17 protein-coding genes and 1 pseudogene are annotated in these 24790 nt (G+C 58.3%); 3 read left to right on the forward strand and 15 right to left on the reverse strand.

From position 1 onward, the window contains the following. Window positions 1-29: 29 nt before the first annotated feature. The 10 genes and pseudogenes from pimC to IVA95_RS28865 all read right to left on the reverse strand — a co-directional run bounded on the left by pimC (window position 30) and on the right by IVA95_RS28865 (window position 14961). Complete coding sequence (pimC, locus tag IVA95_RS28825; RefSeq protein ID WP_247513551.1) at window positions 30-1217, reverse strand: pimeloyl-CoA dehydrogenase large subunit; 1188 nt, start codon at window positions 1215-1217, stop codon at window positions 30-32. 1116 nt (window positions 1218-2333) lie between these two features. After that, on the reverse strand, window positions 2334-3467 hold the full coding sequence (locus IVA95_RS28830) for a mandelate racemase/muconate lactonizing enzyme family protein (RefSeq protein ID WP_247513552.1): 1134 nt from the start codon (window positions 3465-3467) through the stop codon (window positions 2334-2336). 1207 nt (window positions 3468-4674) lie between these two features. Then, on the reverse strand, window positions 4675-4806 hold the full coding sequence (locus IVA95_RS38865; RefSeq protein WP_256470305.1) for a hypothetical protein: 132 nt from the start codon (window positions 4804-4806) through the stop codon (window positions 4675-4677). Window positions 4807-4893: 87 nt separating this feature from the next. Beyond that, window positions 4894-5490, reverse strand: a complete 597-nt coding sequence (locus IVA95_RS28835) for a phosphotransferase family protein (protein WP_247513682.1) — start codon at window positions 5488-5490, stop codon at window positions 4894-4896. 1095 nt (window positions 5491-6585) lie between these two features. Further along, window positions 6586-7458, reverse strand: a complete 873-nt coding sequence (gene tesB / locus IVA95_RS28840) for an acyl-CoA thioesterase II (protein WP_247513553.1) — start codon at window positions 7456-7458, stop codon at window positions 6586-6588. A gap of 491 nt (window positions 7459-7949) precedes the next feature. After that, window positions 7950-8798: an acyl-CoA thioesterase II gene (locus IVA95_RS28845; RefSeq protein ID WP_247513683.1), complete on the reverse strand. Its 849-nt coding sequence runs from the start codon at window positions 8796-8798 to the stop codon at window positions 7950-7952. Window positions 8799-9958: 1160 nt separating this feature from the next. Further along, on the reverse strand, window positions 9959-10819 hold the full coding sequence (locus IVA95_RS28850; protein WP_247513554.1) for a MaoC/PaaZ C-terminal domain-containing protein: 861 nt from the start codon (window positions 10817-10819) through the stop codon (window positions 9959-9961). Window positions 10820-11160: 341 nt separating this feature from the next. Continuing rightward, window positions 11161-11371: pseudogene (locus IVA95_RS28855) on the reverse strand (hypothetical protein); the annotation flags it as partial. Between the two features lie 283 nt (window positions 11372-11654). After that, window positions 11655-11978 carry a hypothetical protein gene (locus tag IVA95_RS28860; protein ID WP_247513555.1) on the reverse strand — a complete coding sequence of 108 codons (324 nt, stop codon included), beginning with the start codon at window positions 11976-11978 and terminating at the stop codon, window positions 11655-11657. 1189 nt (window positions 11979-13167) lie between these two features. Further along, window positions 13168-14961 (reverse strand): ABC transporter ATP-binding protein, encoded by a 1794-nt coding sequence (locus IVA95_RS28865; protein WP_247513556.1) that lies wholly within the window; start codon window positions 14959-14961, stop codon window positions 13168-13170. Window positions 14962-16578: 1617 nt separating this feature from the next. Here IVA95_RS28865 and IVA95_RS28870 point away from each other — a divergent pair. Further along, a complete protein-coding gene (locus tag IVA95_RS28870) occupies window positions 16579-17973 on the forward strand; it encodes an FAD-binding oxidoreductase (RefSeq protein WP_247513557.1) in 1395 nt (464 codons plus the stop codon). 246 nt (window positions 17974-18219) lie between these two features. On the opposite strand, the gene IVA95_RS28875 is transcribed toward IVA95_RS28870, so the two are convergent. Further along, entirely contained in the window at window positions 18220-19104 is an 885-nt protein-coding gene (locus IVA95_RS28875; protein WP_247513558.1) for a hypothetical protein, read from the reverse strand. A gap of 605 nt (window positions 19105-19709) precedes the next feature. Here IVA95_RS28875 and IVA95_RS28880 point away from each other — a divergent pair. Both IVA95_RS28880 and IVA95_RS28885 read left to right on the forward strand, forming a co-directional pair. Beyond that, entirely contained in the window at window positions 19710-19877 is a 168-nt protein-coding gene (locus IVA95_RS28880) for a hypothetical protein (RefSeq protein ID WP_247513559.1), read from the forward strand. Then, a complete protein-coding gene (locus IVA95_RS28885) occupies window positions 19874-20065 on the forward strand; it encodes a hypothetical protein (protein WP_247513560.1) in 192 nt (63 codons plus the stop codon). The genes IVA95_RS28880 and IVA95_RS28885 overlap by 4 nt, the downstream gene beginning before the upstream one ends. Here IVA95_RS28885 and IVA95_RS28890 read toward each other — a convergent pair. From IVA95_RS28890 to IVA95_RS28905, 4 genes are all read right to left on the reverse strand, one after another. Then, window positions 20062-21126 (reverse strand): Crp/Fnr family transcriptional regulator, encoded by a 1065-nt coding sequence (locus IVA95_RS28890; protein ID WP_247513561.1) that lies wholly within the window; start codon window positions 21124-21126, stop codon window positions 20062-20064. The genes IVA95_RS28885 and IVA95_RS28890 overlap by 4 nt on opposite strands. Before the next feature lie 592 nt (window positions 21127-21718). After that, window positions 21719-23005, reverse strand: coding sequence for an adenosylmethionine--8-amino-7-oxononanoate transaminase (locus IVA95_RS28895; RefSeq protein WP_247513562.1), 1287 nt, complete (start codon window positions 23003-23005; stop codon window positions 21719-21721). Next, window positions 23002-23634, reverse strand: coding sequence for a dethiobiotin synthase (bioD, locus tag IVA95_RS28900; protein ID WP_247513563.1), 633 nt, complete (start codon window positions 23632-23634; stop codon window positions 23002-23004). The genes IVA95_RS28895 and bioD overlap by 4 nt, the downstream gene beginning before the upstream one ends. After that, a complete protein-coding gene (locus IVA95_RS28905) occupies window positions 23631-24785 on the reverse strand; it encodes an 8-amino-7-oxononanoate synthase (RefSeq protein WP_247513564.1) in 1155 nt (384 codons plus the stop codon). The genes bioD and IVA95_RS28905 overlap by 4 nt, the downstream gene beginning before the upstream one ends. Window positions 24786-24790 lie beyond the last annotated feature (5 nt).

Raw genomic sequence — 24790 nt, forward strand, 5'->3', positions numbered from 1 at the left:
GGTCCCCATTTGCGGGGATGGAAGAAGAGCTAGAGTCCCAGCATCGCCTTCGCGATGATGTTGCGCTGGATCTCGTCGGAGCCGCCGTAGATCGAGACTTTGCGGTTGTTGAAGTAGCTCGGCGCGATCTGCGCGGTCCAGTCCATCGCTTTGTACGAAGAATCAGGATGTTCGTTGTAGGGCGCAGCGAATGGCCCGATCATCTCCATCAAGAGTTCAGTCGCAGTCTGCTGGCTTTGTGAGCCCTTAATCTTAAGCATGGAAGACGCTGGATTTGGCTTACCCTTGCAGTGCTTGCCTTCGTCGGCGACAATGCGTAGTTGCGTGAGCTCCAGTGCCTTCAGCTCGATCTCGGCGAAGGCGAGCTTCTCCCGGAACGCGGGATCCTCGATCATAGGCCGGCCGCCACTTTTGACGTCAGAAGCCACCTCCTTGATGCGCCGGATGCGCTCCTTAGAGACCCCGACCCGTGCAATGCCAGTGCGCTCGTTGCCCAGCAGGAACTTTGCGTAGTCCCAGCCCTTGTTCTCCTCGCCGATTAGGTTTTCGTAGGGCACCTCGACGTCGTCGAAGAAGACCTCGTTAACCTCATGGCCACCATCGATGGTCTGAATCGGACGCACCGTCACGCCCTTGGAATTCAAGCAGAACACGATGAAGGAGATGCCCATCTGCTTCTTGGCGCGGGGATCGGTGCGGCAGAGGCAGAAGATCATGTTGGCATGCTGCGCGAGCGTGGTCCAGGTCTTCTGGCCATTGATGATCCACTTGTCGCCCCTGCGTTCGGCCTTGGTCGTGAGCGAGGCGAGGTCCGAGCCAGCACCGGGTTCCGAAAAGCCCTGGCACCACCAATCATCCACGTTTGCGATGCGCGGTAGGTAATGTTTTTTCTGCGCCTCATTACCGAAGGTATAGATGACCGGGCCAACCATGCCGACGCCAAAGGCGAGCGGCGTCGGCGCGGGATACATCTGCAGCTCCTCCCTGAAGATGTAGTGCTGGACCGAGCTCCAGCCTGTGCCACCGTATTCCTTCGGCCAGGAACTAACGTTCCACCCCTTCTTGTTGAGGATGCGCCACCACGTAACCATTTCCTCCTTCGATACATGGCGGCCTTCTATCATCTTGTGCCGCATCTGCGGCGATACATTATCGCGCAGAAACTGCCGCACTTCCTGTCGGAAGGCTTGTTCTTCCTCGGTGAATACAAGATCCATCGGGTTCTCCTGCAACCGAATTAATTCGGGGCGCGCTAGGATGGTGAAACCCTCTCAATGCATGCCAAATCAGAAACGGCCTCGACGTAAGGTGAAACCGAACGCGAAGCGTATCGACGGGGCTGACGAGGGGCAAAGGATCCGCCTGATCCTAGCGCCCTTGCATGGCGACACCGAGCATTCCCCCTTCCTGACCGCTGCGAACCCGTTAGATGATAGTTCCCCCATGTCCGCGTTCGACTTCTCGCTGTTCAATTTGTCGCAAAATGTGATTTGTCCCACTAAGGGCGTCTTGCTCCCCATCAAGCGAGCGTCAAAGCTTGCGCAGCTATTCCTGCATTCTATCTCCGTCAGGAATGGGGCACCCTGGTTTACGGGAGCGAAGCATTGCTCATCCTGCGCTCCTAAATGCATTCAACCGCCCCTTCTCAGTGTTGCCGCCTCTCTGTAGCAACGGTCGTGCCAGCCGCGTTCGAGCGCCGTAAACCTCTGATTCGTTTTGAGAATGATTCGTACTTCGCAAACAATCACCGGCGTTTTGAACCGAACAGACATCGTACGTTGTCAGAGATCGGACAACCATCAAGGCGTGACCGTTGTTTCAATTGCCGCATGGCTGGCGGATCCAAAATTTGCTAGCCTTCATTATCTCTCAACTCTGATGCGAATGGATGTGGACTAACGTTCGCCTACCGTTCGAGCCCTGTAGTCCTGAGAACGGACGGATGAAGAAGCCTCAGGTTTGCGGAAATGCTGGCGGACGCTGAGGGTTTTCGGCACGACGGCTCCCCAGCGAGGACAGTCCAGAACGGCTTCCGACGCGCGCGGAGTCCTTGATGCGGCCATAGTCGACCTGCCAGCTCGTTCGACGAGCAGTCTGCCGCAACAGCTGGTCCTAAGCAGAGCACCGACATCATCATCCAACCCAACGGTTCTTCGATCCGCTTGCGTATCAATGCTGATCTAAGATCGGGCATGACCGTGAACGTGAGCAAGGACAGCAGAAGCATCGCTCGCCGTTTGCCCGGATCATCAGATGTGTGGCAGGATCGCGAGACTTGAGCGGCTAGCGCCTGCCAATCAGCAATGCTGCGGTCGCGCGCAGCGGCTGATGCATCACCGCCTAGCAAATCGGGCCAGGGCCTTCCGATCGATCTCGATGCCCAATCCCGACCCGTTAGGCACGGGGACGATGCCGCGAGTGTGCTCGATGGGCTCGGTGAAAATCGCCTGCCGGAGCGGGTTTTCGGTTCGGTCGAACTCCAGCAACGGCGCCACGGATATGGGCGAGGACCGCGTGTGCGGCGGCAGAACGGCGAGCAAATGCAGCGACGCGGCAATTGCAATCCCGGTGCCCCAAACATGCGGATTGTAACGGACGCCGAACGCTTCTGCCATATCGGCGATCTTCTTGCATTCGGTCAACCCGCCCGCCGCGCAAACGTCGGGCTGCGCTATATCGAGCGCGCGCGAGACGAACAGGTTGCGGAACCCGAAGCGGGTGAACTCACATTCCCCGCCTGCGATCGGGATCGAAATTGCCCCCTTTACCGCGCGGTAGCCGGCAAGATCCTCTGGCGGTACCGGCTCCTCAAACCAGCCAATATCGTGTTTCTCGATCATGCGGCCCAGATGGATCGCTGCGACGCTGTCAAAGGCGTGGTTCGCATCCACCATCAGCGACACAGTCGGCCCGACCGCCTCGCGCACGACGCTTGTCGCGACCGCATCCTCCTCCACACCGAAGCCGACCTTGAGCTTCACCGCCGAGAATCCCTCCGCGACGTAGCGCGCTGCCTCCTCGGCTAGATACCGGGTCGGGTCTTCAGCTTTGCGTCGGTGGAGGCCAGTCGCGTAGGCGACGATGTGAGTCCGCCGCGCGCCGCCGAGCAGCTGATGCACGGGAACGCCAAAGTACTTGCCCTTGACGTCCCAGAGCGCGATATCGATACCGCTCAAGCCCTCTATCACCACACCCTTCTGGCCGTGATCACGCAGGCGCGCATAGATCATTTGCCAGAGATACTCTGTGCGCAGCGGATCCTCTCCAACTAGCCATGGCGCGACGCTCTCGACCACGGCGGCCGTCATCCCCGCCGGTCCGTAGCATTCGCCCCAGCCGACGACACCCTGGTCGGTCTCGATTTCGACCAGCATCGCTGTACGTGTATGGTACCAGCCACGCGCGGAGGCAAGAGGCTCCGCCAGCGCGGCTTGAAGGATATGAGTGCGAACGTTCGTGATCTTCATCGGCTTTGCCTTGCTCCAGTTCTGTTGCTCCTCACTCGGGGTAGTCGCTTCTAAATAGGTAACGGCCGTGCTGCGGCGTTTGAACGCAATAAGCTTTTGCTTTGCGAATGTTCGCACATAGGAAACGATGCTCGGTGTATTGAAGGCCAGATCATTTTAGAACTGTCAGAAACCGGACAAAGATTTCGGCCGTTCGTGCACGAAGAGCGCCGGTACTCACCATGGTGGGCCAATGGTCGTCGGCCAGGCAGCGGCAGGGGAGCAGCGGAGCACTGCCTCTCGCTGTGCATCGCCGGACAGCAGCAAGTCCTAGTCGCCTGGCTTGCAATCCGCGTTGAGCCGCGCGGTGCTCGTGGACACAATCATCGCCGAGGTAGTTAGTCCCGGGCGCCTTGAGAGCCTCAGCCGACATTCCAGCTTCATTGATGCGCATATCCGTATTGCGCAACGACCGGTCCAACTGCCATCGCCCCTACAACGCCAAATACGAAGTCATGGCAAAAGAGCGGTCAAATGCTACTCCTGCCATGATTTTTGGGTGCGCCCTTTCAAGATGCTGTTCGCAGCCAAACCATCCCATGGAAGGCTACTTTACAGGTCATCTTTTTCGCGCTTGGTGCTATATAAAGTCGTGAAGATGTGCATGTTGGAGCGGGTCAGCGCTAAACACCTCTGCAAGATGCTCTGTAGAGTTGGTGCGCGAAAGCTCATACCCTCGAACAACCTGTAAAACGCGACCTCGTGCTTTTTGTCGAGGCTTATCATCCACAACCCATCTCGTGATTTTGTTGGGGAGCGGGTGCCTTTGTTGATCTCGTCACCGCGATCGAGACATACTTATGGAAATCAAATCAACTCCTGTCTTTCCTCTTGTAGCGGCGGCATGATCATGTACTTGCACCAATGGACGTTGCAGCGGATCAACTAGGATATTCATGTCTGTACTCCGTCCAGCTGTGACCTGCGACATAGCGTATGCTGCGATAGTATTGCTGTACGCCGTCAACAAAGATCGAGACACTACCTACTCTGGTGAGGAGCACATTCGATAGAAGGGCTATTGCTATTTCGACGCGAACGGCGGCGCATGAGCTTCAGCCGAGGTTCAACGGACCAACAATGCCCCTTGACCGACTTTATTGAACTTGACGCCGAGTACTGCTCACTGAGAACGTTCCTAACGTCGAGCTCGTTTCAATCATTTCCGTTATCTCGCGCTCGCCTTCTGCGCATACTTCCATGACGCCTTCGCGAACGGCACGGTGCGCTTGGCAGCTTCGATCGCCTTGGTATTGGTGGCTGTGCCATCTCGGATGCGGGCTGCGATGCGTTGGGTCATGCCGACTAAGCGAAAGAGATTATACGAAAAATACCAGTTCAAATCCCGCAGCTCGCTGCCCGTGTAGTCGCAATAGATTTGCGCAGCCTAGTCCATGCTACGAATATTGAGCGCCTTCAGATCGGCGTCCGCAAGCCCCGGCCTAATCCATTGCATCAACAGATAGGTAAAACCGGACATGGGATCGTCGAGCGTCGACAATTCCCAGTCGAGTACCGCGATCACGCGAGGCTGCCTTGCATGGAAGATAATGTTGTCGAGCCGATAGTTGCCATGCACGATGGAGATACGTTTCTGCTCGGTGACCGTGAGAATATGTTGCGTCTCCGAGGCGCGGTACTGCTTGGCCCAGCGATCGACTTGGTGCGCGAAATAATTGCCAGCCTTTCCGAAGTCGGCAAGGCCGATCCTATCGGGATCAAGCATGTGCAGCTCCGCGAGAGTCTCGATCTTGCTGCGGAAGATCTTAGGTCGCATCTCGGACGGCTGGCTCGGCAAGGTCGGATCCGTCCGTCCTCCATCGACATGATGTAGAGGGCCGCGCCAAATGACAGCATCGTCAGTGCAGAGCGCAAATGCATGCGCGACCGGGAAGCCCTGATGGCCGAGCGCAGAAATGACACGGAACTCGCGATCCACCGCATGCGCCGACGGCAGCAATTTCCCGAACGGCTTTCTGCGCATCACGCAGGAGCGGCCGGGGCCGTCGAGTTTGTAGGTGGGATTGGATTGGCCTCCCCTTACACTGTAAGACGGTCAAGGGGCCGGCGTAGCCCTCGACATGCCGCATCCAACGATCGAGACGGATCTCGTCGATGCGATGTCGCTCTTCGACGGGTCTCGTGCCCGAAAACTCCTCGTCCTTCCTGACGCCATCGGCCAAGGTGACGCTCCTCGAACTTCTTGAAGCGTCCCGCGTGGCCGCTTCGCATTAATCACCCCGAGCAGGTGCATACTTCCGAAGTTCAAGTCTTACAACGGGGCGGCACTGCTTTTCATCGGGCCACCCGTCAGACGCATAGTACGCGTCGAGGCTTAGTCGCGGCGGATTAAGCGCTCCTCGTGGACGCGCGGGCGCAAGCTCTGCGTCGCTTGATCGATGATTCACAGGCTGGTTTGTCTTTGGATGCCAATTCAGCAGTAGTCTCTCGTTGTCGAACCTCTTGTGCGGATCTCAAGCCGCTGGACTCGACGGAAACGTGAATGTTTGCGGCCGCGCGAACGGGCCGGAGCTGAAGCTGACTAGGATCAGACGTCATTTTTTCTCTGCGCTGACAATACGATCCGTCTCGCGTTGAAGCTGCGACCTTGCGCAAGACTCCATTTTGTTGAGCGACGAATGCCGGACGGGGGAGCGGAACGTCTCTCATTTGCCGACGGACGCCCGTGGGGTTCAGCCTGCAGATGATCTCCGCGTGATCAGTGGCATCGTTCATCTTTTGAAACGTCGCTGCCGCTAGTGCGATTGCCCGCCCGAATATGGTCCTGCGGCAAAAATCTACAATCGCTTTGTGCGCTGGCTGACGTGGGGTCTAGGAAAACCTGTTCCGAGAGCTTGCCGGCCTGGCGCGCGCTACGGACACGCAAATGATCGACGCCACGCACGTCAACGCGCATCGCTCGACAGCGAGCGGAAAAAGTGGGAGCGCAAGCAGGTTATTGGCCGCTCGCGCGGAGGGACAGCAAGAAGATCCACGCAGTCGCAGATGCTGATGGGCCGGATCGCAATCCTGCTGACGTGGGTGAGGCGCATGACTGCCGGTCGCCGAACGCTTTTGTTCACTTGGAAACCGAACGCCGTTCGCGCACCGAGCCCTCCTGAGAAACGGACGCTACCAGCGTGCCGTCACGCTTGAAGATCAAGCCGCGCGCAAGACCGCGTCCGCCTTGCGCGCTCGGCGACTCTTTGGCGTAAAGTAGCCACTCGTCGGCCCGAAACGGGCGGTGGAACCATATTGCATGATCGAGGCTCGCCGAGATCATGTGCCCGTCGAACAGAGTGCGGCCATAGCGCACCATTACCGCATCGAGCAGCGACAGATCTGAGGCATAGGCCAGCGCGCACATATGCAGCGCAGGATCATCGCGCAGCTTTGCCGCCGCCTTGATCCAGATATGAAAGCGGCCGTCGTCGATCTTCTGACCGACATAACGGCCAATCTCGACTGGACGCAATTCAATCGGCCGATCGAAGTCATAATAGTGGCGGATGAATTCCGGTATGTCAGGAAACATCGGTCGCTTGGATAGTTCCTCGACGGTGAGCCTTTCTGGCGGCGGAACATCGGGCATCTTGTTTTGGTGGTCGAAAGCGCCCTGCTCGCCCGCATGAAAGGACACCATGATGGAAGAGATCGCCTTCCCCTGCTGGATCGCGGTGACGCTCCGTGTCGAATAGCTCTTACCATCGCGCAGCCGTTGGACCTGGTAGATGATCGGAACCTTAGGGTCACCGGTCTGAATGAAATAGCCATGCAGCGAATGCGGCAGCCTGTCTTCGACCGTGCGACATGCCGCGACCATCGCTTGCCCTATCACCTGGCCGCCGAACACCCGTTGCGAGCGAGTGTTCGGATGTTTGCCGCGAAACAGGTTCACATCGATCGGTTCAAGGTCGAAGATGGCGAGCAGGTCGATCGAGGTTTTTGACATTGACGCGCTTTCGTTTTTCTTCGGCATCATTCCCCGGCATGGCGGCCCAGCGATGAAGCCGAGCTCTCGAGATCGGGCATTCTTTCGCGCCACCCGGGGATTCTTGTTTTTCGTCCATCTCTTTCCCAGCTAAGGACCCCCGCCAACTGCGACTATGCTGAGTCTATTGACATTGATTTGAGCAGATCGAGAAGTCCTAGTTGAACTCCTGCGGCCGGGACTACCGCGTCCACCATTTCCAATGATGCTTCACTCCCCCACCAGCAATTACCGTGCCACGCCGCTATAGTTGAAGAGATGCGAAATCGATGTGCTCATCCCGCGCCGGCAACAACACTTGCGCTTACTGTCGGACTGCCAACGTAGACTTCAATCGGACACGGCCCAAACACGACAACGCACATGAAAGAGACATGAACGCATCTCGTGCCGGAGGATCAACGGCACTGGGATCTTCGAAACTATCATCACGTCTATACGGACGTGAAGGCTCAGCGTCGCTCGCGCACCGAGCCTTCCTGGGCGACAGACGCGACCAGCGTGCCGTCAGGCTTGAAGAATAAGCCGCGCACGAGACCGCGTCCGCCTTGCGCGCTGGGCGACTCTTTGGCGTAAAGTAGCCACTCGTCGGCCCGAAACGGGCGGTGGAACCACATTGCGTGGTCGAGACTTGCAATCATCATCCGCTTGTCGAACAGTGGGCGTTCGTAGCGCGCCGTCACCGCATCGAGCAGCGAGTAATCGGAGGCATAGGCCAGCGCGCACATATGCAGCGCTGGATCGTCGCGCAACGTCGCTGCGGACTTGATCCAGACATGAACGCGACCGTCATCAATTTTCTGACCGACATAACGGCCAATCTCGACAGGGCGCAACTCTATCGCGTAATAGCGGCGGATGAATTCCGTCGTTTCGCAATACATCGGCTGCTTAGGCAATTTCCCCGCCATGAGCTTTTCCGGCAGCGGCACTCGGGGCATCTTGTCCTGGTGGTCAAAGGCGCTCTCCTCCCCGGCATGGAACGACACCACGATGGAGAAGATTGCGTTGCCATGCTGGATTGCGGTGACGCGGCGCGTCGAATAGCTCTTGCCCTCACGCAGCCGTTCGACCTGGTAAATGATTGGCACCTGGGGGTCGCCGGGCCGGATGAAATAGCCGTGCAGCGAGTTCGGTAGCCAACCCTCGACCGTACGGCATGCCCCAATCATCGCCTGCCCGATCACCTGCCCGCCAAACACCCGTTGCGCGTTAGTGTTCGGACTCTTGCCACGAAATAGGTTCGTTTCGATCGGTTCCACGTCGAAGATAGCGAGCAGGTCGATAAGGCTTTCTGACATTGATGTGCTTTCGGTTTCTTCGGCGTCATTCCCGGGCATGGCACACAGCCGTGAACCTAAAACTTTCGAGAGTCGGGGCATTCTTTCGAACCGTACGATGCAAGCGCAAATTTTGCGGAACGGCACGCGACAGTGCTGCTGTCTATGGCATTGACTTGGATAAATCGAAACCTTCTCATGAACTCCGGACTGTCGGCATTTCGCAACGATGCTTTACGGTCGCTGCAGCAATCGGCGTGCCATAAAACGCTGTTCATGCTAGAGGAGATGTAAATTGATCTACTTCGTGCCGCGCCGACGAAATACTTTCACCCTAGCGTCGCGCTCCGAACATAGAGATTTGAAACCGGACACGGCTGAGCAGACGCGAAGGACACCTCTCGTGCCGAACGTTTGGCGATGACGGTCCTTCAAAATTATCTCACAGGTGACGCTTCGTATTAGATTCGACGGTTCGCTTGAACTTTCGCAAATAGAACAAAGAAATGCGTCCGCGCTGTCATACGCAAAAATAAGCCGACGGCGGCCTTTAATCTCGTGAGCGCCTTCTGCCCCTGCCTCTCCAAGGCAGTCCGGAAAGGAGCTTCTAGGTCGATCGTTGCAATGGATCGCCTCCCATCCGGCTCCTCCGCTGGGCGAGCTGCTGCCCATCTGACGAGCGCTACGATCTACTCATCCTCCGCGCCAAAGGTGCGCGCCAGCCGCCCGGTTTGCATCTGGCAACGGCTGCGCAGCGCGGCCAGCAAGGTCAGTGTTGCGACAACACGCTAGGCGCAAGCTCCATTCCTCAATGGTCGGCGCGGCTCTTCGTCCTTGCGACGCTCACACCGTTACCCCCGGTCTGAAGCAGTACTGACGTACACGCGCAGCATGCGCGCCGTAAGATATGAGTGTTAGATAGTCGCTCACATCTCCGTTTCCGCGGCCTGGTGGGCCTCCAAGCGCGGCCGGGTCGTTCAGGCGGATCACCAGGCCGCGGCAGCAGAGGGAACCGCTCTTTTCAGATTTTGCGCCTTCGGCGTCTTGGCGGGATCGTGATTGGGGCAAAGCAGCGCTGGCGCACCAAGCGACGCCTCGCCATACCGGCAGGGTCGATTCCCGGGCGTCTTAAGGCCGCACGGGTGCCTCGCCAATTCCGTTGTCATCTTCACCTAGACAGCTCAGCCCAGCAGCGTCTGCCCATTTCTGGCGACGGTAACTTGGCGCTCCCGAACATGAGCTTCGAACGAAATCGAATCGCCGTCCTTCCAGAGATTGACCGTAATGATCTCACCCGGAAACACCGGGGCGGAAAAGCGGGCGCGATGACGATGGAAAGCAGAGGGATCGTAGTCAGCATACGTCTGCAACACGGCTCTGCAGGTCAGTCCATAGGTGCACATGCCGTGGAGAATGGGCTTGGGAAAACCGGCCTTACGCGCGAATTCCGGATCGCTGTGCAAAGGATTTCGATCACCCGATAGACGATAGAGCAGTGCTTGGTCGGGCCGGATCGGGATATCGACTGATCTGTCCGGCGCTCGGCGAGGTACTTGGTGCGGCTCGGGCATTCCCTCCGATGGTCCTCCAAAGCCACCATCGCCCCTGGCAACGGTCGAAGAAGCGATCGTGACGATCTTGTCACCCTCCCAATCTTTGACGACGACTTCGTTCTGAATGATCGCACCTTTCTCCTCGCCCTTGTCGAACACGCCGCGCACGCGAGCATCCGCCGTAACGTTGGCCGCGACAGGTATCGGCTTGTGAAATGTGATGTCGCGTTCGCCGTCAAGGACCATGACGCGGTTGAGGTCGATGAATCCGGGTCGAGCCCCCCAGACGCAGACCGAAGCAAAAGTCGGAACCACCTTTAGCGGCTTGGGTGTTGCAAAAGCCTCGTTGACAAACTGCAGCTCCCTTTCGTTCAGAGGATCGGAGCCCATGCCGATGCCAAGCGCATAAAGCATCACCTCGCGATCGCTCCACGAATAGGGAGCGGCTTCGGTTTTGAGATCGAGTATGGCGGGGTAGTCGATCGGCATCGGGCCGCTTCCTTGTGTCGTCGTTACCGTTGGCGTCAGGTCAGCTTATAGAGCGGCAGTGGAGGTTCACGTAGATCAAACTTGTGTACAGCAGTGAGCGCGGGCCGTTCATGGCCAAGGCCCAAGGTTTGCGCGAGGTTCCGATGCCGCAACGCAAGCGAGAAGCGGCGGCTCTGCTCGCACAGTTGGTATCGCGACCTCGCCCCTTCTCAACACGCGCGCATAAGTGCGACTTATGCCCTCGGGCATCGCAAGATCGGGGTCGGCTGACAGTACTTTTTGCCTGCGGTGATGGCGATACCTATGACGGCGGGAGTTGAACCGGACCCAATTCGAGGCTTGGCTGCTCGCTGGCTCTCCACGGCATAGGTATCGACATAGTCGCGCGAAGAGTTGGCTCCGCCGCCGATCATGATGCTCATGCTGGCCGCTCATGATCTGGACTTCGGCGAAATCCACCGCGTCGAGGCCGAAGGCGCAGAAGAGGCTGATCTGCACGTCAGGCATGGCTTCATCTAGTCCCACTTTCAGCGCTACGAGGCAGGCGACATTCACTGCTCGTTTGCGGGCTATGCGTTGGCTCGGCTATCCGCTTCGTATCGGCTGCCTTACCTTCATCTCTGGTGCGCCAGATGGCTTGGAGGACTTTCGGCAAAACGCCATCGAGTCTCATCGGATGTCCGACAAGAAGCGATGTGGCTGTCGCGATCAAGGACGAAAGAGGTGGAGATCCCGGGAGCAGAACTGGATTCCATCCAAAGCTTGTTCATTTTGCCCGTGAAGTCGAACGCAATAGAATAGTTCATCTTCGAGACCTTCAAACTTGGTTCGTGCCTTATCCGATTGCAGCTCGCTCGTTAGCAGCGTTTCCGACGACGTCGAGGTCGTCGTCTTTGTATGCTTGTTGCAGCTGGACGAGACGGAGCATCGCCGCAGCACATGGTCCGGACAACGTTGCCCATTCCACGTTATACACTCTCCCCGGCTGGAAATTCGTCACGGGCTGGCCTCTTAGCCAACTCTCCGCTTTAAAGGAAGGAGCCAGCGATTCCATGCGCAGCACCATGTTGCACTCCGAAGCTATTGCCAAAGCTGCGCGGTTTTTTGCGTGAGCTTTTTTGTTCAGGACAGGCGACACACAGGTTGAAGAGAAGAGCATCTCGTCTTCCTTGCGAGACTTGGCGCCCCAACCGAGTGTTGCTGAATCTCAATAGCAACGGCCATGCCAGCGTCTCACCGCTCGCTAAGCGTCTGATCACGCATTCGAAACCCCGACAACATCCAAGTCCCCCCAGTGTTCTGAACCTGACGGGGCCTTGTGCCTGTCAGAAATTGGACAAGAACCGAGCGCTTGGCGCCCCAGGACGCAGCTTAAAGGCTCAGCGAAAAGGATTTACACCTTCAATATCCTGCCGCTCTCCCGGCGCCCTTTTTCAATCCGTGCAAGGCCACTTTGAGCCTAGCTGCCGACATTCAAAACTCGCAGACTTGGCCTTCGTGCGGCCGATATATACTGACGTTTCGTACCTGGCGGCACCAAGCCGGCGACTGCGCGAATCGCACCGCCCGCGGATCGCACCCATGGACCTGAAAGCTGTAGAAGGCTTCTCTCCAGTTTGGAGTTTATAATGGAGTTGATTCTCCCTCAACCTGTTAGCATGCGCATGCAGCTGATGGATCTTGATTGACAAATCGGACAACCTGCTCGCGGCCGGGAACGTCGTTACCCGATTGAGGCAAACCGAGCGTAGCGTAGACGCGGCAAACGGAGGCGAATGACCAACGCGGATAATCGCAGACACAGTCCACGGGAAGTTGCACCCACTCTGCGCGCCTCTCAAGTAAATCACCTGAGCGGACAAACATGTTGCTGGGCAGCCAAAGCACATGGACCCAAACGGAGGCACGGAACGGGATAAAGTTATTGGACAAAGTCCGCTCGCCCCCGTAGGTTCTTGTGATAATCGAGCCGGATCAGTGTGACAACTCCACGAGCAGTTCGTTGAACAGGCTCGCCGAACAGGTCGCGTGGATCAGAGGGCGGACGGCAATAGCCTGCAGCTTCTGCACGGCTCCGTGACGCGGCGAGGATCCTTTGCCCGTTTATCCGAGAGGATGATGATCCGTCTGGTTGAGACGAATGTTCATGTTAGGCGAGCGACCACTGTCGCGCAGGCGTTTGCGTGGAAGCGCGAACAACGTCGCTCGGAACACCCATCCGGATAATCCCGCGGGGCACGCAGCCTGCCAACTCATAATCGTATTCAAGTTTGACGCACCATACAGGCGTGACCCGAAGGCGTCCGATTGTCAGGTTTCGATGCTTCGCATGGGTCCGGAGTGATCGGCTAGCTCGTCGCCGAGACCCTACCGCTGGCTTGCCGTTCGAACAGCCATCGATAGATGCCGCCGGCCCGAGTCAGGGAGCCGTGGGTGCCCTGCTCGACGATCTCACCGCGATCGAACACCAGAATGCGATCGAGGTTGCGCACCGCCGACAGCCGATGCGCGATCACGATCGAAGTGCGTCCCTTCATCAACCGCTCCATCGCCTGCTGGATGAGCCCCTCCGATTCCGAATCGAGGCTCGAGGTCGCCTCGTCCAGAACCAACACCGGCGCGTCCGCGAGGAACGCCCGCGCCAGCGCGACCCGCTGCCGCTCACCGCCCGACAGCTTTACGCCGCGCTCGCCGACCAGCGTGCCATAACCCTTCGACAGCCGCAGGATGAAGTCATGCGCATTGGCGAGCCGCGCTGCCTGCTCGATCGCCGCCATGTTCGCGCCGGGCCGGCCGTAGGCGATGTTCTCAGCCAGGGAGCGGTGGAACAGGATCGGCTCCTGCTGCACGATCGCGATCTGGCTGCGCAGCGATTGTTGTGTCGCTTTGGCAATATCTTGACCGTCGATCAGGATCCTGCCGCCGGAGAGGTCATAGAGCCGCTGCACCAACTTGACAAACGTGGTCTTGCCCGAGCCGGAACGGCCGACAAGCCCAACGCGTTCGCCGGCACGGATGTCGATAGACAAGCCGTCGTAAAACGGCGAGCGGTCCGCTCCGTAGTGAAAGGTCACGTCCTCGAATGTAATCCTTCCGCCCTGGATATCGATCGGTTTGGCGCCGGGTGCATCGATGATGCCGATCGGCTCGCCACTAATTGTAACAAGTTCCACCATGTCGTTCACCGAACGCTGCAGATTGTTGATGTGCATGCCGACCTCACGCAAGTAGGCGTGAATGAGGTAATAGCTCGTCAGCACATAGGTGACGTCGCCCGGGGAGGCGTGCCCCGCTATCCACAGCAGGATAGCGCCGCCAATTACCGAACCACGAAAGCACAAGAGCATCACGTGCTGCAACACATTGGTGGCGTTGCCACGCAGCCACGTGCGCGATACCCGTGCCTGCCACCGGTTTATGACACCGTTGAGCCGCGCATCCTCCCGCGCCTCCGCGCCAAATGATTTCACCACGGCGTTGCAGGTGAGCGCGTCCGCCAGCGTGCCCCCGACCTTGGTATCCCAGGCATTGGCTATTCGTGCAGTCGGCGCGATGTAGCCGATCGTCATCGCTATCGTGATCGCGACATAGATTACAGTGCCGACAGCGATCACGCCGCCGAGCGCGGGCCAGTGCAGGCCGAGCAGGATCATCGATCCCACGAGCACGGCGAGCGATGGCGAAAATGCCATCAGAATGATGCTATTGAGCAGGTCGAGCGCCCACATGCCGCGCGTGATCTTGCGCACGGTCGAGCCGGCGAAGGAATTGGCGTGCCAATCGGTCGAGAAGCGCTGCACCCGCAAGAAGGCTTCGCGCACCACATCGGAGATCGTCTTAAGCGTGAATGGCACAATCGCCTGCAGGCCAGCAAACCGCAGGATGAGTGAGACGAAACCCAGCCCGACGATGCCGCCGAACGCAAGGAGCGCCGCATGCCGTGCGGCCAAATCGGACGGACCCGACGTTAATGCATCGACCAGACGGCCCGAATAGACTGGCATGAACAGGTCGGCGACCGATGCACCTAAGAAGCCGACGAAGACGATCGTGAGGCGGACAGGCTGCTTCAGCCAGTGCTGGAACACGAAAGGGATCACCTCGCGGATCGCGGCGCGTCGTTTGTCGTCGGAAACAATCATGGCGCAATCCGGCCGCACTCACAGCGCGAGCCGACTCCATCTGAATTGACGCGCGGTGGCGCCAGGAACGACAGGGGAGTCATCGGAAAACAGTAGGTTCTTGGGTGCTTTGGGCGAGCGGGACGTCGGTCCGGATCAACGCCGGCGGTCAACGGCACGGCCGAAAACCCAGCAAGAACAGCGGGCGTAGGCGCGCGATCGTTGAACAAGACTTGATCACGAAAAGCCTCGCCCGTTGGAGTGACGAGGCGCAGCCTACGGATGTATCGGGTGCAATCTGCAAGATGGCAAGCCCGTGAGCGCATCCATCTCAATGCGCGTCGTCGAATGACGCCGCCACGGTGGCGGGCTCGTTTGTAGCCGATCTGGCCATCTTGCAAGAACACAGGGGTATCGGTGACGTTGCGGTAGATTGATGGACCGTAGTCACTGAAGGATTTCTGGCCGCAGTCGCCGCCGACGAGCACGCCAATAGATCCTCTGGTCCAGCTCCACAGTCCTGGCAGGATCTTCACCGCAGGCTCTAGATCCGCTGAACTGGCAGTACCGCTTGCAACGAGCGTAACCGTTGTGTCGTCACGCCAAAAACGCATTTCAGTTCGCATCATAAACTTTCACAAGGTGCATATTCCCGACTTGCACACACGTCCATCGATGGAACAAGTGTGACATCCCTGCTCTAGGCGTCAGCTCACATAACCGACGCGCTGAAATGGCCTGACGCTGTTACGCCGTTTTCGACGCCCTTTTCTTGCGGCCGCAGGATTTGGGGCCGCGCAAGCCATTCGCCTTGCTCTGGTTTTGTGCACAACGTCGCGTTCGCAAACAGTTTGTTGTCGTCGACACAAGCCGCGCGCTTCCTTTCAGATAGAAGGCGGTGTGCACGCACCAGCTAATTCCGGCGGCGACAGATTTGCTCGGCCTAGCCATTGCCCCGTCTCTTGCCCCAGCACCATGCAACAGTGCGGCCGCACTTCTTTATCGGTATGTCTCCGTTGCAGCACGAATGTCCTCACGACTCGAACACCGGGAAAACAGAGCATCGGTCGTCTGGCTCCTCTCGCTGCCTTTGAGTAGCAATAACCATGCCAGCACCTTGCAACGTGTTAAGCTATTGTTTGGGATTGGAGAAGCCGTAGGCGACGGCTGGTTGCTTTGAGCGCAACCGCCATCACACCGACGTCAGAAACCGAACAGGATGGGCGGTCGTTTGCGCCCGAAAGAACGCCTTGCGGCGTTTGTCAGCACGGCTGAGCTGATCCTAGTGGCAGACCCAATCAACTTTGAAATTTCGCTCTGGCTCAATGCATGGCCAGAGCATCAAGCGCAGCTACGTTGGGATTACGCGTATTTCTCTTATCAAAGCAAGGCGCGCGTCCGATTCCACGAGTGGCACGTCGATTGCTACTGCGATAGAACCCGCAGCCCGAGAGCAGCGGGATTCTTCCGGCGTTGTCGATGGAGATTGCTAGATCGGTGCAATGAATGCGCGGAGAAGATTTGTGGTTCTCGACGAGCATCAATAAAGTTGCTGAGAACCTCGCCCGGCAGGCCAACGAGAACGCTGCAGCGTTCTAACAGGGGACCATGCCATCATGACTAGCTCGAGTGAGGGACATGACCGACAGCTTCATCGACCGACTGTGCAAGGCGCTCCGCAAGGGTTCGGTGCTGACTGGCACGGACATTGACCCTCGCTGTTACCATGATTTGGCGGGTAAACCGGTCGCGCAGCCGCGAGCAGTCGTCCGTCCAAAGACGACGGAAGATGTCTCGGCCTTGCTTCGACTCTGTCACCGCGAAAAAGTGCCAGTAACGACGCAGGGCGGTATGACCGGGTTGGTGCGCGGCGCTCTGCCGAACCCGAATGAAATTGTGCTGTCGATGGAACTTATGAATGCGGTCGAGGAGGTGGACACCTCGTCAGGCGCAGCCGTGGCGCAGGCCGGCGCGCCGCTGCAAAAGATACAGGAACGAATCGGGCGGGAAGGCTACATGTTCCCACTCGATCTCGGCGCGCGCGGTAGCTGTACTATTGGCGGCAACATCTCGACTAATGCCGGCGGCAATCGCGTGATTCGGTACGGCATGACGCGCGACTTGATCCTCGGCCTCGAAGTCGTTACCGCCGATGGCACGGTGCTGCAGGGCTTGCGCAAATACATCAAGAACAATACTGGCATCGACCTTAAGCAACTCTTCATCGGCAGCGAGGGGATTCTCGGCGTGGTGACGCGAGCGGCCTTACGCATCTTCCCCGCCCCTACGGAGCGGCAAGTTGCGCTTTGCGCCCTGCCCTCCTTTGCACGAGTCATCTCGATCTTGGGGATGGCACGAAAACATCTGGGCGGAGAACTGACCGCATTTGAGGTGATGTGGAACGAGTACTACCGCCTCGCGCTCGAGCGCGTGAACGGCGTGGTTCGGCCGCTGCCGGTCGATTATCCCTTTTATGTCTTGATCGAGGCCTCTGGTGACGATGCCCATCGCATCCATGCCGATTTCGAAAAGCTGCTCGATACGGCAATGCGCGCGAACATAATCCTTGACGCGACGCTCTCGATGTCGCATGCATCTGCAGCAGCGATATGGCGTATCCGAGATTGCAGCTTGGAACTTGCCCGGACGTTTCCTTATGCTGCACGTATCGCCCTCGACGTCAGCATCGCCATCAACCGGATGGATCAGTACGTGAAGACAATTGTCGCGCGTGTTAAGGAGATCGACGCCGGCGCGTTCGCGATGGTTTTCGGGCACGCTGGCGATGGTAACCTGCATATTGAGCTACATCACGAGCACACGCCCGATAGGCGGCAGGAATTAGAGGGGCTTGCTTATCAGATCACGAGTGAATTTGGCGGATCGATCTCAGCGGAACACGGCATCGGCATAGTTAAGCGGCCATATCTGAAGATGAGTAGGACATCGGAGGAAATCGAAACGATGCGTACGCTCAAGCGAGCGCTCGATCCGAACAATATCCTGAACCGGGGACGAATTTTCACGATGTGAGAGGAGGATGCGAGGGCGGCGCGGGCACCTCGGTCGGAACGGTCGAACGTGCGTGAGGTCGTTCGGGAAGTGGAGGCCCAACACCTTGTCATCGCCATGCCCCTCGCGGTGTAAGGGTTTGCTCCGTTCGATAACCATAAGGAGATAGCCGAGATGCGCCGAACTGGTCGCGCTACCAATGCGGCATCTCTCACCATTTGGCGCGGATAGAGCTCGCCCTGATTGAAGGAGACAATACGTAAACTTTCAGGATTTGAGACTGCTAACGGTGCCTTCCGCCCTCGTGGCACCTTGCGCGATGTCGCGTCTGCTCCTTGCAAATTCCAGTTGTTGTTCGCGATGGCGTGCAGTAGCGGCTGGCGAGCACGCCCAATCATCGGCTGATCCTGCAAGAAATGCGATCGCGCAACGTCGATCAGGCTCGTAACCCGCTCGCGCGGCACATTCAACCGATTGAGCGGCTTGCCCTTCCAACCTCCTGACGGGAATGAGACTGGCGAATTCCCACAGGGCCATCTTAGAGCGTGGAACCACGGTCGTGGTCGAGTAGCTCGGCCATTTGGCTTTGCCCTCACAGATCCGGGCAGGCGGCTTTCCCGCACCCGGCTCTTTTCCAAGGGTGACCCGCGTCATATCCGCGCCTGTGCCCAAGTGCGAGTGATTCGTGGAACGGGCAGACGGAAGCGTGCTCGTTAGGGTCTCGAACTCGGACCAACCCATGCGCCGACTTTTCTGGCTGCTCCGTTTCAGATAGCGCATCCAGGTCCGACGCACTTCGCGGTAGAAGCCGTTGAGCGCTGGATAATTGTGCGGCCTGCCGTAGTAGCCGTAGTGTCCACGCAGCACAGAGGCGAACCACTCGTGCTGCGTGGCCAGTGACTCGTGCATGAACCGCCAGGCGTCCTGGCGCAACGCCGTCAGCTTGCGCGTCAGGCGTTTCCCTTCCGTCTTGTGCTTCACGATAAACCGGCCGTCCCGGGTCCGCCCGCAGTAGTGGGTGAAGCCGAGAAAGGCAAAGATCTCGGGTCGCCGCTGGCCGCGCCGCTGACGCGAGAGGGCCGCGAACCGACCGAACTCGATGAGCCGCGTCTTACCCTCATGAAGCATCAGGCCAAAGCTGGCCAGCCGCACCTTGGGGCCAAGAGCATCTCCTGCGCATCCGCCTTGCTCTCGAAGCCCATGACGAAGTCGTCGGCATAGCGCACGGTCACAACGCGACCGCGTGCGTGCCGACTGCGCCACGGTGGGCCAGAGATCGAGGATGTAGTGCAGAAAGATGTTTCGCCGCTCTCAAGAACGCCGGTCCGCAGCCACAGCTCTATGAGCCGCAAGATGCGAGGATCGGCGATCCTGTGCGCCACCATCCGCAACAACCACTCGTGGTCGACCGAGTCGAAGGAAGCGGCCACACACTGCCCATCGCCATGATATGCCGGCTTCGGTGACGATCACGCGCAAGCGTCACGCATTCGAAGGTCGGGCGTTGGCCGTGCTCGGCACCATTAGGCGGCGCGGCATCCACTATCTCCTCACAGTTCTGCCGGATGGCACTCGGTCGTTGATTCCGGCGAGCTGGACAGATTGGAAGGTGGAGCCGCTTGGAGGCACGCCGCCAATCGACGCCGATGACGCTGTCCACGATCTCGGTAGGCTCGGTGATTTGCTCCACTTGCGCAAGCTCGTCGACGCTCTTTGCATCCGGGGTGCCGAGTCGGCGCCGTCCAAGGAGAGCCGCCATGCAATTGAACCTGGACTTTTTCGATCAGCCGGATGTTCCACCAAGCGCGCCAGTGACGTGGGAGCAAATCGACGAAGCCGCCCGCATCGCGGCAATCGAGCTTCTGGCGCGCCTCATCTCGCGCCTGCTTCAGAACAGCCCATCGACGGAGGCAAGCGATGAATGAGCGCGTCAAGATTACGCCAAGTCATTGCGGTCGTCTACCTGCGCCAATCCAGCGCCGCACAGGTCGAGCACAACCGCGCATCGACAGAGCGGCAATATGCGCTTGTCGGCAAAGCCCGCGACCTCGGCTGGCCCGATGACCGCATCGTCGTTATCGACGAGGATCTTGGTCTCTACGGACACGACTAGACATAAGCGTCCGAAATAAGTTTATAACAGCCACATGCCGTTTGCTCGAGGCCCTTGCGTCCATCGATCTGCAAAACGCCCCGCATCTTGCGAACCAACCCTTGTTTTTCAAATTGGGTCAACGTCTCCGTTACCCCAGCGCGGCGCAATCCCAAGACAGACGAAAGGTAGTCATGGGTGACTGGAAGCACATGAGCGCCAAGAGCATCACTGGCCAAACAAAGCCAGCTCGCGAGCCGCTTTTCGCGATCGTGCCGAACCCCGCATAATCCTGTCTGAGCGCAGTGCAAGGCCAGCGCTTGAAGGTACTGAAAAAGCTGTTTTCGGATTTCAGGACGCTCGGTCATCACCCGACACAAATCTTCGACACGGATCCTGTGCGCGTTTCCAGGAAAGAGCACAACAGATTGATGAGTCGAAAGATGCTCTCCCACAAAGAGCGAAGCACCGACCGCGCCCCGATGTCCTATCACCGCCGTCTCAAGGATGCTGCCCGCCGCGACAATCCTTAGCGAGACGAGGCCCGATTCGATAAAATAAACATGACCAGGATGCCTTTTCGGCTGTTGCAGCACCATGCGTTCTTTCAGGACGATCGGCTCAAGGAACTCCCCTATTGCCGCGAGGTCTTGACGAGAAATACTCGTTAGAATCACGTTTTTGACAAAGGACCACGTATTAGGACGCACCGCACCAGGCCGGTCGAAGCATTTGGTGTGTGCCGGACATCCGTTTGAGAGCTGTGTCTCCAGAGCTATCAAGCGCGCGGATGGTCGGTCATGGTCTGATCCGTCTCCTGGCATGCGGATTCTCTTTCGGGTCGACCCCGCTGACTGTCGCGAAATATGGATCACCGACTGTAACGACGTTTCAATCTTGATTGATGCAATGAGCCTCGTTTCGGCGCTCAAATCCCGCTTGCGAGCGCCTCTTTTGACGGATTCCGACTGGCCGAGCCGGCGGGCGCATGTACCGACCCTCGCTTGGAGTGTCAGCGCCACCAACTTGGCTTTGCTGTCAAACGGCAACACGATTTGCGCCTTCCGCTGCTTGATATGCATGGTTACTGTGGGCAGGGTGCGATGGCTTTGCGCCTGCCTTGGCGAACCTGAGGTCCTTGAGTTCTTCAGAAAAAAGGCGCCGGGCTTGCCGAAAGTCGCGTTTTCATGGTCCCGCCTAGAGCGCCCCACCCGGCGTGGGTCAAGAGCCCCCGGTGCTCCAAACTCCATCGCCCTACGAAGGCGATTTCGGTAGGCGTGGATATCTGAAGCGGCGGATGGATGCAGACGCCAGCGCGGCCATTATCCAGAATCACGAGACCTCGGGACTTCTCGGAGCAAGAGCCGGGAGCGTCTTGCGAACGAAGGATGAGAACCAACCCGCAAACGGTCAAACTCTCGTCTGGGAAGCGCCCTCCGAATTTAGCTTATCTTGGATCCCCATCCGCGATATGACCTGCGTCCCTCGGAGGTCGGTTCCTAAGAAAGGCAAGAGAAAACCTTTTTAGTGAGAGGAAATACACATCAGCTTTCCAGAACTCATAGACAGACACATCGAGACGGCCCGATGCTGCTCGATCATCAAATAAGAACTTTCCAGCCGCAAATTCGTCATGCGGAGCGACTTTGGATCGGTTGGCGTACTCTATGGGAGTTACGCAACCGAAGCGCGCCTTCCAGTTAGCGCATCGGCAGCATCCCTGATGCCGCCGTAGATTTCATCAAGGTCTGCCGATGTGACGCAATATGGCGGCATCACGTAGATCGTATTGCCGAGCGGCCGCAGCAGTAGATTTCGGTCCTTAAAGAACGCCTGAAGCTTCGGACCGATGCTCGCGAGATAGCCCGCTTTCCTTGCTTTCAGATCGAGTGCCGTAATCGTGCCTGTGCGACGGACGTTTTCGAACCGTGGGTCGGCGCGGAATGGCCCAATTGCCTGCTCTTGCATGGTGGCGACTGACGCCACATGCTGGCGACATTCCTGATCTTGCCAGAGATCCAGGTTGGCCTTTGCGGCGGCGCAGGCCACTGGGTTTGCAGTATATGAACTCGAATGAAAGAACGTACGCGTACGGTCTTTGGAATAATGCGCATCGAAAATATCCGCGCGGCAGAGCGTCACCGCGAGCGGAAGCACTCCTCCTGTGAGGCCTTTTGAATAGCAGACGATATCGGGCGTGACATTGGCCTGCTCGCAAGCGAATAGTGTTCCGGTGCGGCCCCAGCCCGTCATGACCTCGTCGGCAATAAATAGGACATCCGAGGCCTCGCAAATTCTCTTCATCTCTCTTAGCATCCAGGCCGGGTACATCAGCATCCCGCCCGCGCCCAATATTAGAGGCTCCACAATAAAGGCGGCGGGCATTTCGTTTCGGCAAACAGACTCGAGCGCATCGAGCGTTGCCTGTTCATGGCCTCTCGCGGGAAACGGGATGGCAGTAACATCGAATAGCAGAGGCCCGTACGCTGCGTTGAACACCCCTCTAGCACCTACCGACATCGCCCCGACCGTATCGCCGTGATAAGAATGTTGCATCACGACAATTCGTATTCGCTGTTTGCCGATATTGTGCCAATAGCCGAGTGCCATTTTTAAGGCGACTTCCACACTGGCTGAGCCACTGTCGGAGAAGAAGACATAGTCAAGGCCGCGGGGAGCGAGTTTCAAAAGTTGTGCAGCAACTTGCTCAGCCGGTTCGTGGGTATGGCCGGCAAAGATAATCTGGTTGAGCTTTTCTGCCTGTTTCTGAATCGCGCTTACGATGTGTGGATGGCAATGTCCATGCGTCACGACCCACCAGGACGAGATTGCATCGATGATACGGCGACCATCGGCTGTGTGGAGATAAGCACCATCACCACGCACTACCTTTGTCATCTCGTCTTGAAGCGCGTGTTGCGTGAACGGATGCCAGATTGGCGACTTCTTCTTTGGCATCATGGGTTGAAATCGTCAGCTCGGAATGAGGCTTTGAACGCGGCCTGCAGCGCGTCTGCCGTGAGAGGGGAAAGCCAGGGCAATCGCCCCAACCGACGCACCCGCCCGATCTCGCAAATTGCGCTCTCATTCTCCGAATTTCTTCCGCCAATGAAGGCAATCCCAAGAATGTCGATCTGGCGCTTTCGCAGAGCCTCTATCGAAAGCAGCGAGTGATTGATCGTACCCAGCGCTGTGCTCGCGCAAAGCACGACTGGAAGCTGCCACCGCTCGAAGATGTCAGCATAAAGTGTGGCGCCCCTTAGCGGCACCATTATCCCCCCGGCGCCCTCGATCACCAGCGGTCGCTCCCCGGTGTCCGGAATATCGAGCGCATCCACGTCGATACGGACTCCGTCAATTTCGGCGGAATGATGCGGCGAAGCGGGCGTTCGAAGGCGGTAGCGCTCCGGCACGATGCGATCGGGTGAAAGACTGCCCAGCCTTGCGACGACTTGGGTGTCGGTCTCTCCGTCGAGACCCGCCTGAATCGGCTTCCAATAGTTCGCGCCGAGGAGATCGGCGAGCCCCGCAGAAAACACCGTTTTTCCGATCCCGGTATCCGTACCGGTCACTACGATCCGCTGACTCATCGAGACCAGCCCCTCGTCTCCTCAATGAGCGCATCGAGCATTGCACGCACGTCATCCTCCCCAACGTTGAGTGTCAGTGAAATCCGCAAACGGGCCGTGCCCGCCGGCACGGTGGGCGGCCGAATTCCGCGAATATCGAAGCCGCGAGCCTGCAGTGCAGAGGCGAGCCGCATCGCACGCGAATCGTCGCCAACGATATAAGGCACGATCTGCGACTCCGAAGGACTTCGCCCAGCGCGTTTACTGATCTGCTGATGCGTGAACGCGACCAGCTTGGCCAGACGCTGCTGCCGCTCGGGATCCTCCTGCAGGACTAAGATTGCCTCGCGCACGGCGACGGCCATCAACGGCGAGGGCGCGGTGGCAAAGATGAACGGACGGCAGCGATTGACCATGAAGTCGCGCAGCACACCGGAAGCAGTGACAAGCGCGCCGGCAGCACCCAGCGCCTTGCCGCAGGTATGAACGACCAAGAGATTTTCGCGCCCCTCATAGGGTGCGGTGAGCCCGCGTCCCTGCTCGCCGTAGACGCCCGTAGCATGGGCCTCGTCGACAATCAGGAACGCTTCGTACCGCTCCGCGATCGCGACCAGCTCCTGCAGCGGTGCGAAGTCGCCATCCATGCTGTAGAGACTTTCGACCACAATCCAGGCGCGGCCTATTCCGCCCTTGGCCCGCCAGTCACGAATTGTGTTTTCGACCGATTGGGGGTCGTTATGGGGGCTTATCCGAAACTCCGCCCGGCCAGCCCGCGCGCCTTCATGAATACTCGCGTGCACCAGGGAATCGAGGACAAGTAAATCGCCCCGCTGCGGCAGCGTTGTCAGGAGAGCAAAATTTGCGACATAGCCGCCGCCGAAGAAAAGCGCCGTCTCCGCCCCAAAGAACCTGGCAGCTTCGGCTTCGAGACGTTCGTGCTCCTCGCAATTGCCGCGCAAAAGCCGCGACCCGCCGGCACCTATCGATGTGCCTTTCTCAAGCGCGGCGGAGACAGCCTTTTTCATACGCGGCGCACTCGCCAGCGCGAGATAATCGTTCGATGCGAAATCGACCCCTGAGCGCGGCCTGAGACTGCGCAGCCGGTTGTCTTCTTTCAGGGCATGCAAATGTGCGACGTAAACGGCAACTTTGACCGAATGGATTGGGTGCATTCTTC

It is taken from the genome of Bradyrhizobium sp. 157 (assembly GCF_023073815.1).
Lineage (GTDB): Bacteria > Pseudomonadota > Alphaproteobacteria > Rhizobiales > Xanthobacteraceae > Bradyrhizobium.

Excerpts from the sequence above, each read along its gene's own strand:
- pimC (WP_247513551.1), bottom strand. The coding sequence starts at position 1,217 with ATGGATCTTGTATTCACCGAGGAAGAACAAGCCTTCCGACAGGAAGTG.
- IVA95_RS28830 (WP_247513552.1), bottom strand. The coding sequence starts at position 3,467 with ATGAAGATCACGAACGTTCGCACTCATATCCTTCAAGCCGCGCTGGCG.
- IVA95_RS38865 (WP_256470305.1), bottom strand. The coding sequence starts at position 4,806 with ATGACCCAACGCATCGCAGCCCGCATCCGAGATGGCACAGCCACCAAT.
- IVA95_RS28835 (WP_247513682.1), bottom strand. The coding sequence starts at position 5,490 with ATGCGCAGAAAGCCGTTCGGGAAATTGCTGCCGTCGGCGCATGCGGTG.
- tesB (WP_247513553.1), bottom strand. The coding sequence starts at position 7,458 with ATGTCAAAAACCTCGATCGACCTGCTCGCCATCTTCGACCTTGAACCG.
- IVA95_RS28845 (WP_247513683.1), bottom strand. The coding sequence starts at position 8,798 with ATGTCAGAAAGCCTTATCGACCTGCTCGCTATCTTCGACGTGGAACCG.
- IVA95_RS28850 (WP_247513554.1), bottom strand. The coding sequence starts at position 10,819 with ATGCCGATCGACTACCCCGCCATACTCGATCTCAAAACCGAAGCCGCT.
- IVA95_RS28860 (WP_247513555.1), bottom strand. The coding sequence starts at position 11,978 with ATGCTCTTCTCTTCAACCTGTGTGTCGCCTGTCCTGAACAAAAAAGCT.
- IVA95_RS28865 (WP_247513556.1), bottom strand. The coding sequence starts at position 14,961 with ATGATTGTTTCCGACGACAAACGACGCGCCGCGATCCGCGAGGTGATC.
- IVA95_RS28870 (WP_247513557.1), top strand. The coding sequence starts at position 16,579 with ATGACCGACAGCTTCATCGACCGACTGTGCAAGGCGCTCCGCAAGGGT.
- IVA95_RS28880 (WP_247513559.1), top strand. The coding sequence starts at position 19,710 with ATGCAATTGAACCTGGACTTTTTCGATCAGCCGGATGTTCCACCAAGC.
- IVA95_RS28885 (WP_247513560.1), top strand. The coding sequence starts at position 19,874 with ATGAGCGCGTCAAGATTACGCCAAGTCATTGCGGTCGTCTACCTGCGC.
- IVA95_RS28890 (WP_247513561.1), bottom strand. The coding sequence starts at position 21,126 with ATGCATATCAAGCAGCGGAAGGCGCAAATCGTGTTGCCGTTTGACAGC.
- IVA95_RS28895 (WP_247513562.1), bottom strand. The coding sequence starts at position 23,005 with ATGATGCCAAAGAAGAAGTCGCCAATCTGGCATCCGTTCACGCAACAC.
- bioD (WP_247513563.1), bottom strand. The coding sequence starts at position 23,634 with ATGAGTCAGCGGATCGTAGTGACCGGTACGGATACCGGGATCGGAAAA.
- IVA95_RS28905 (WP_247513564.1), bottom strand. The coding sequence starts at position 24,785 with ATGCACCCAATCCATTCGGTCAAAGTTGCCGTTTACGTCGCACATTTG.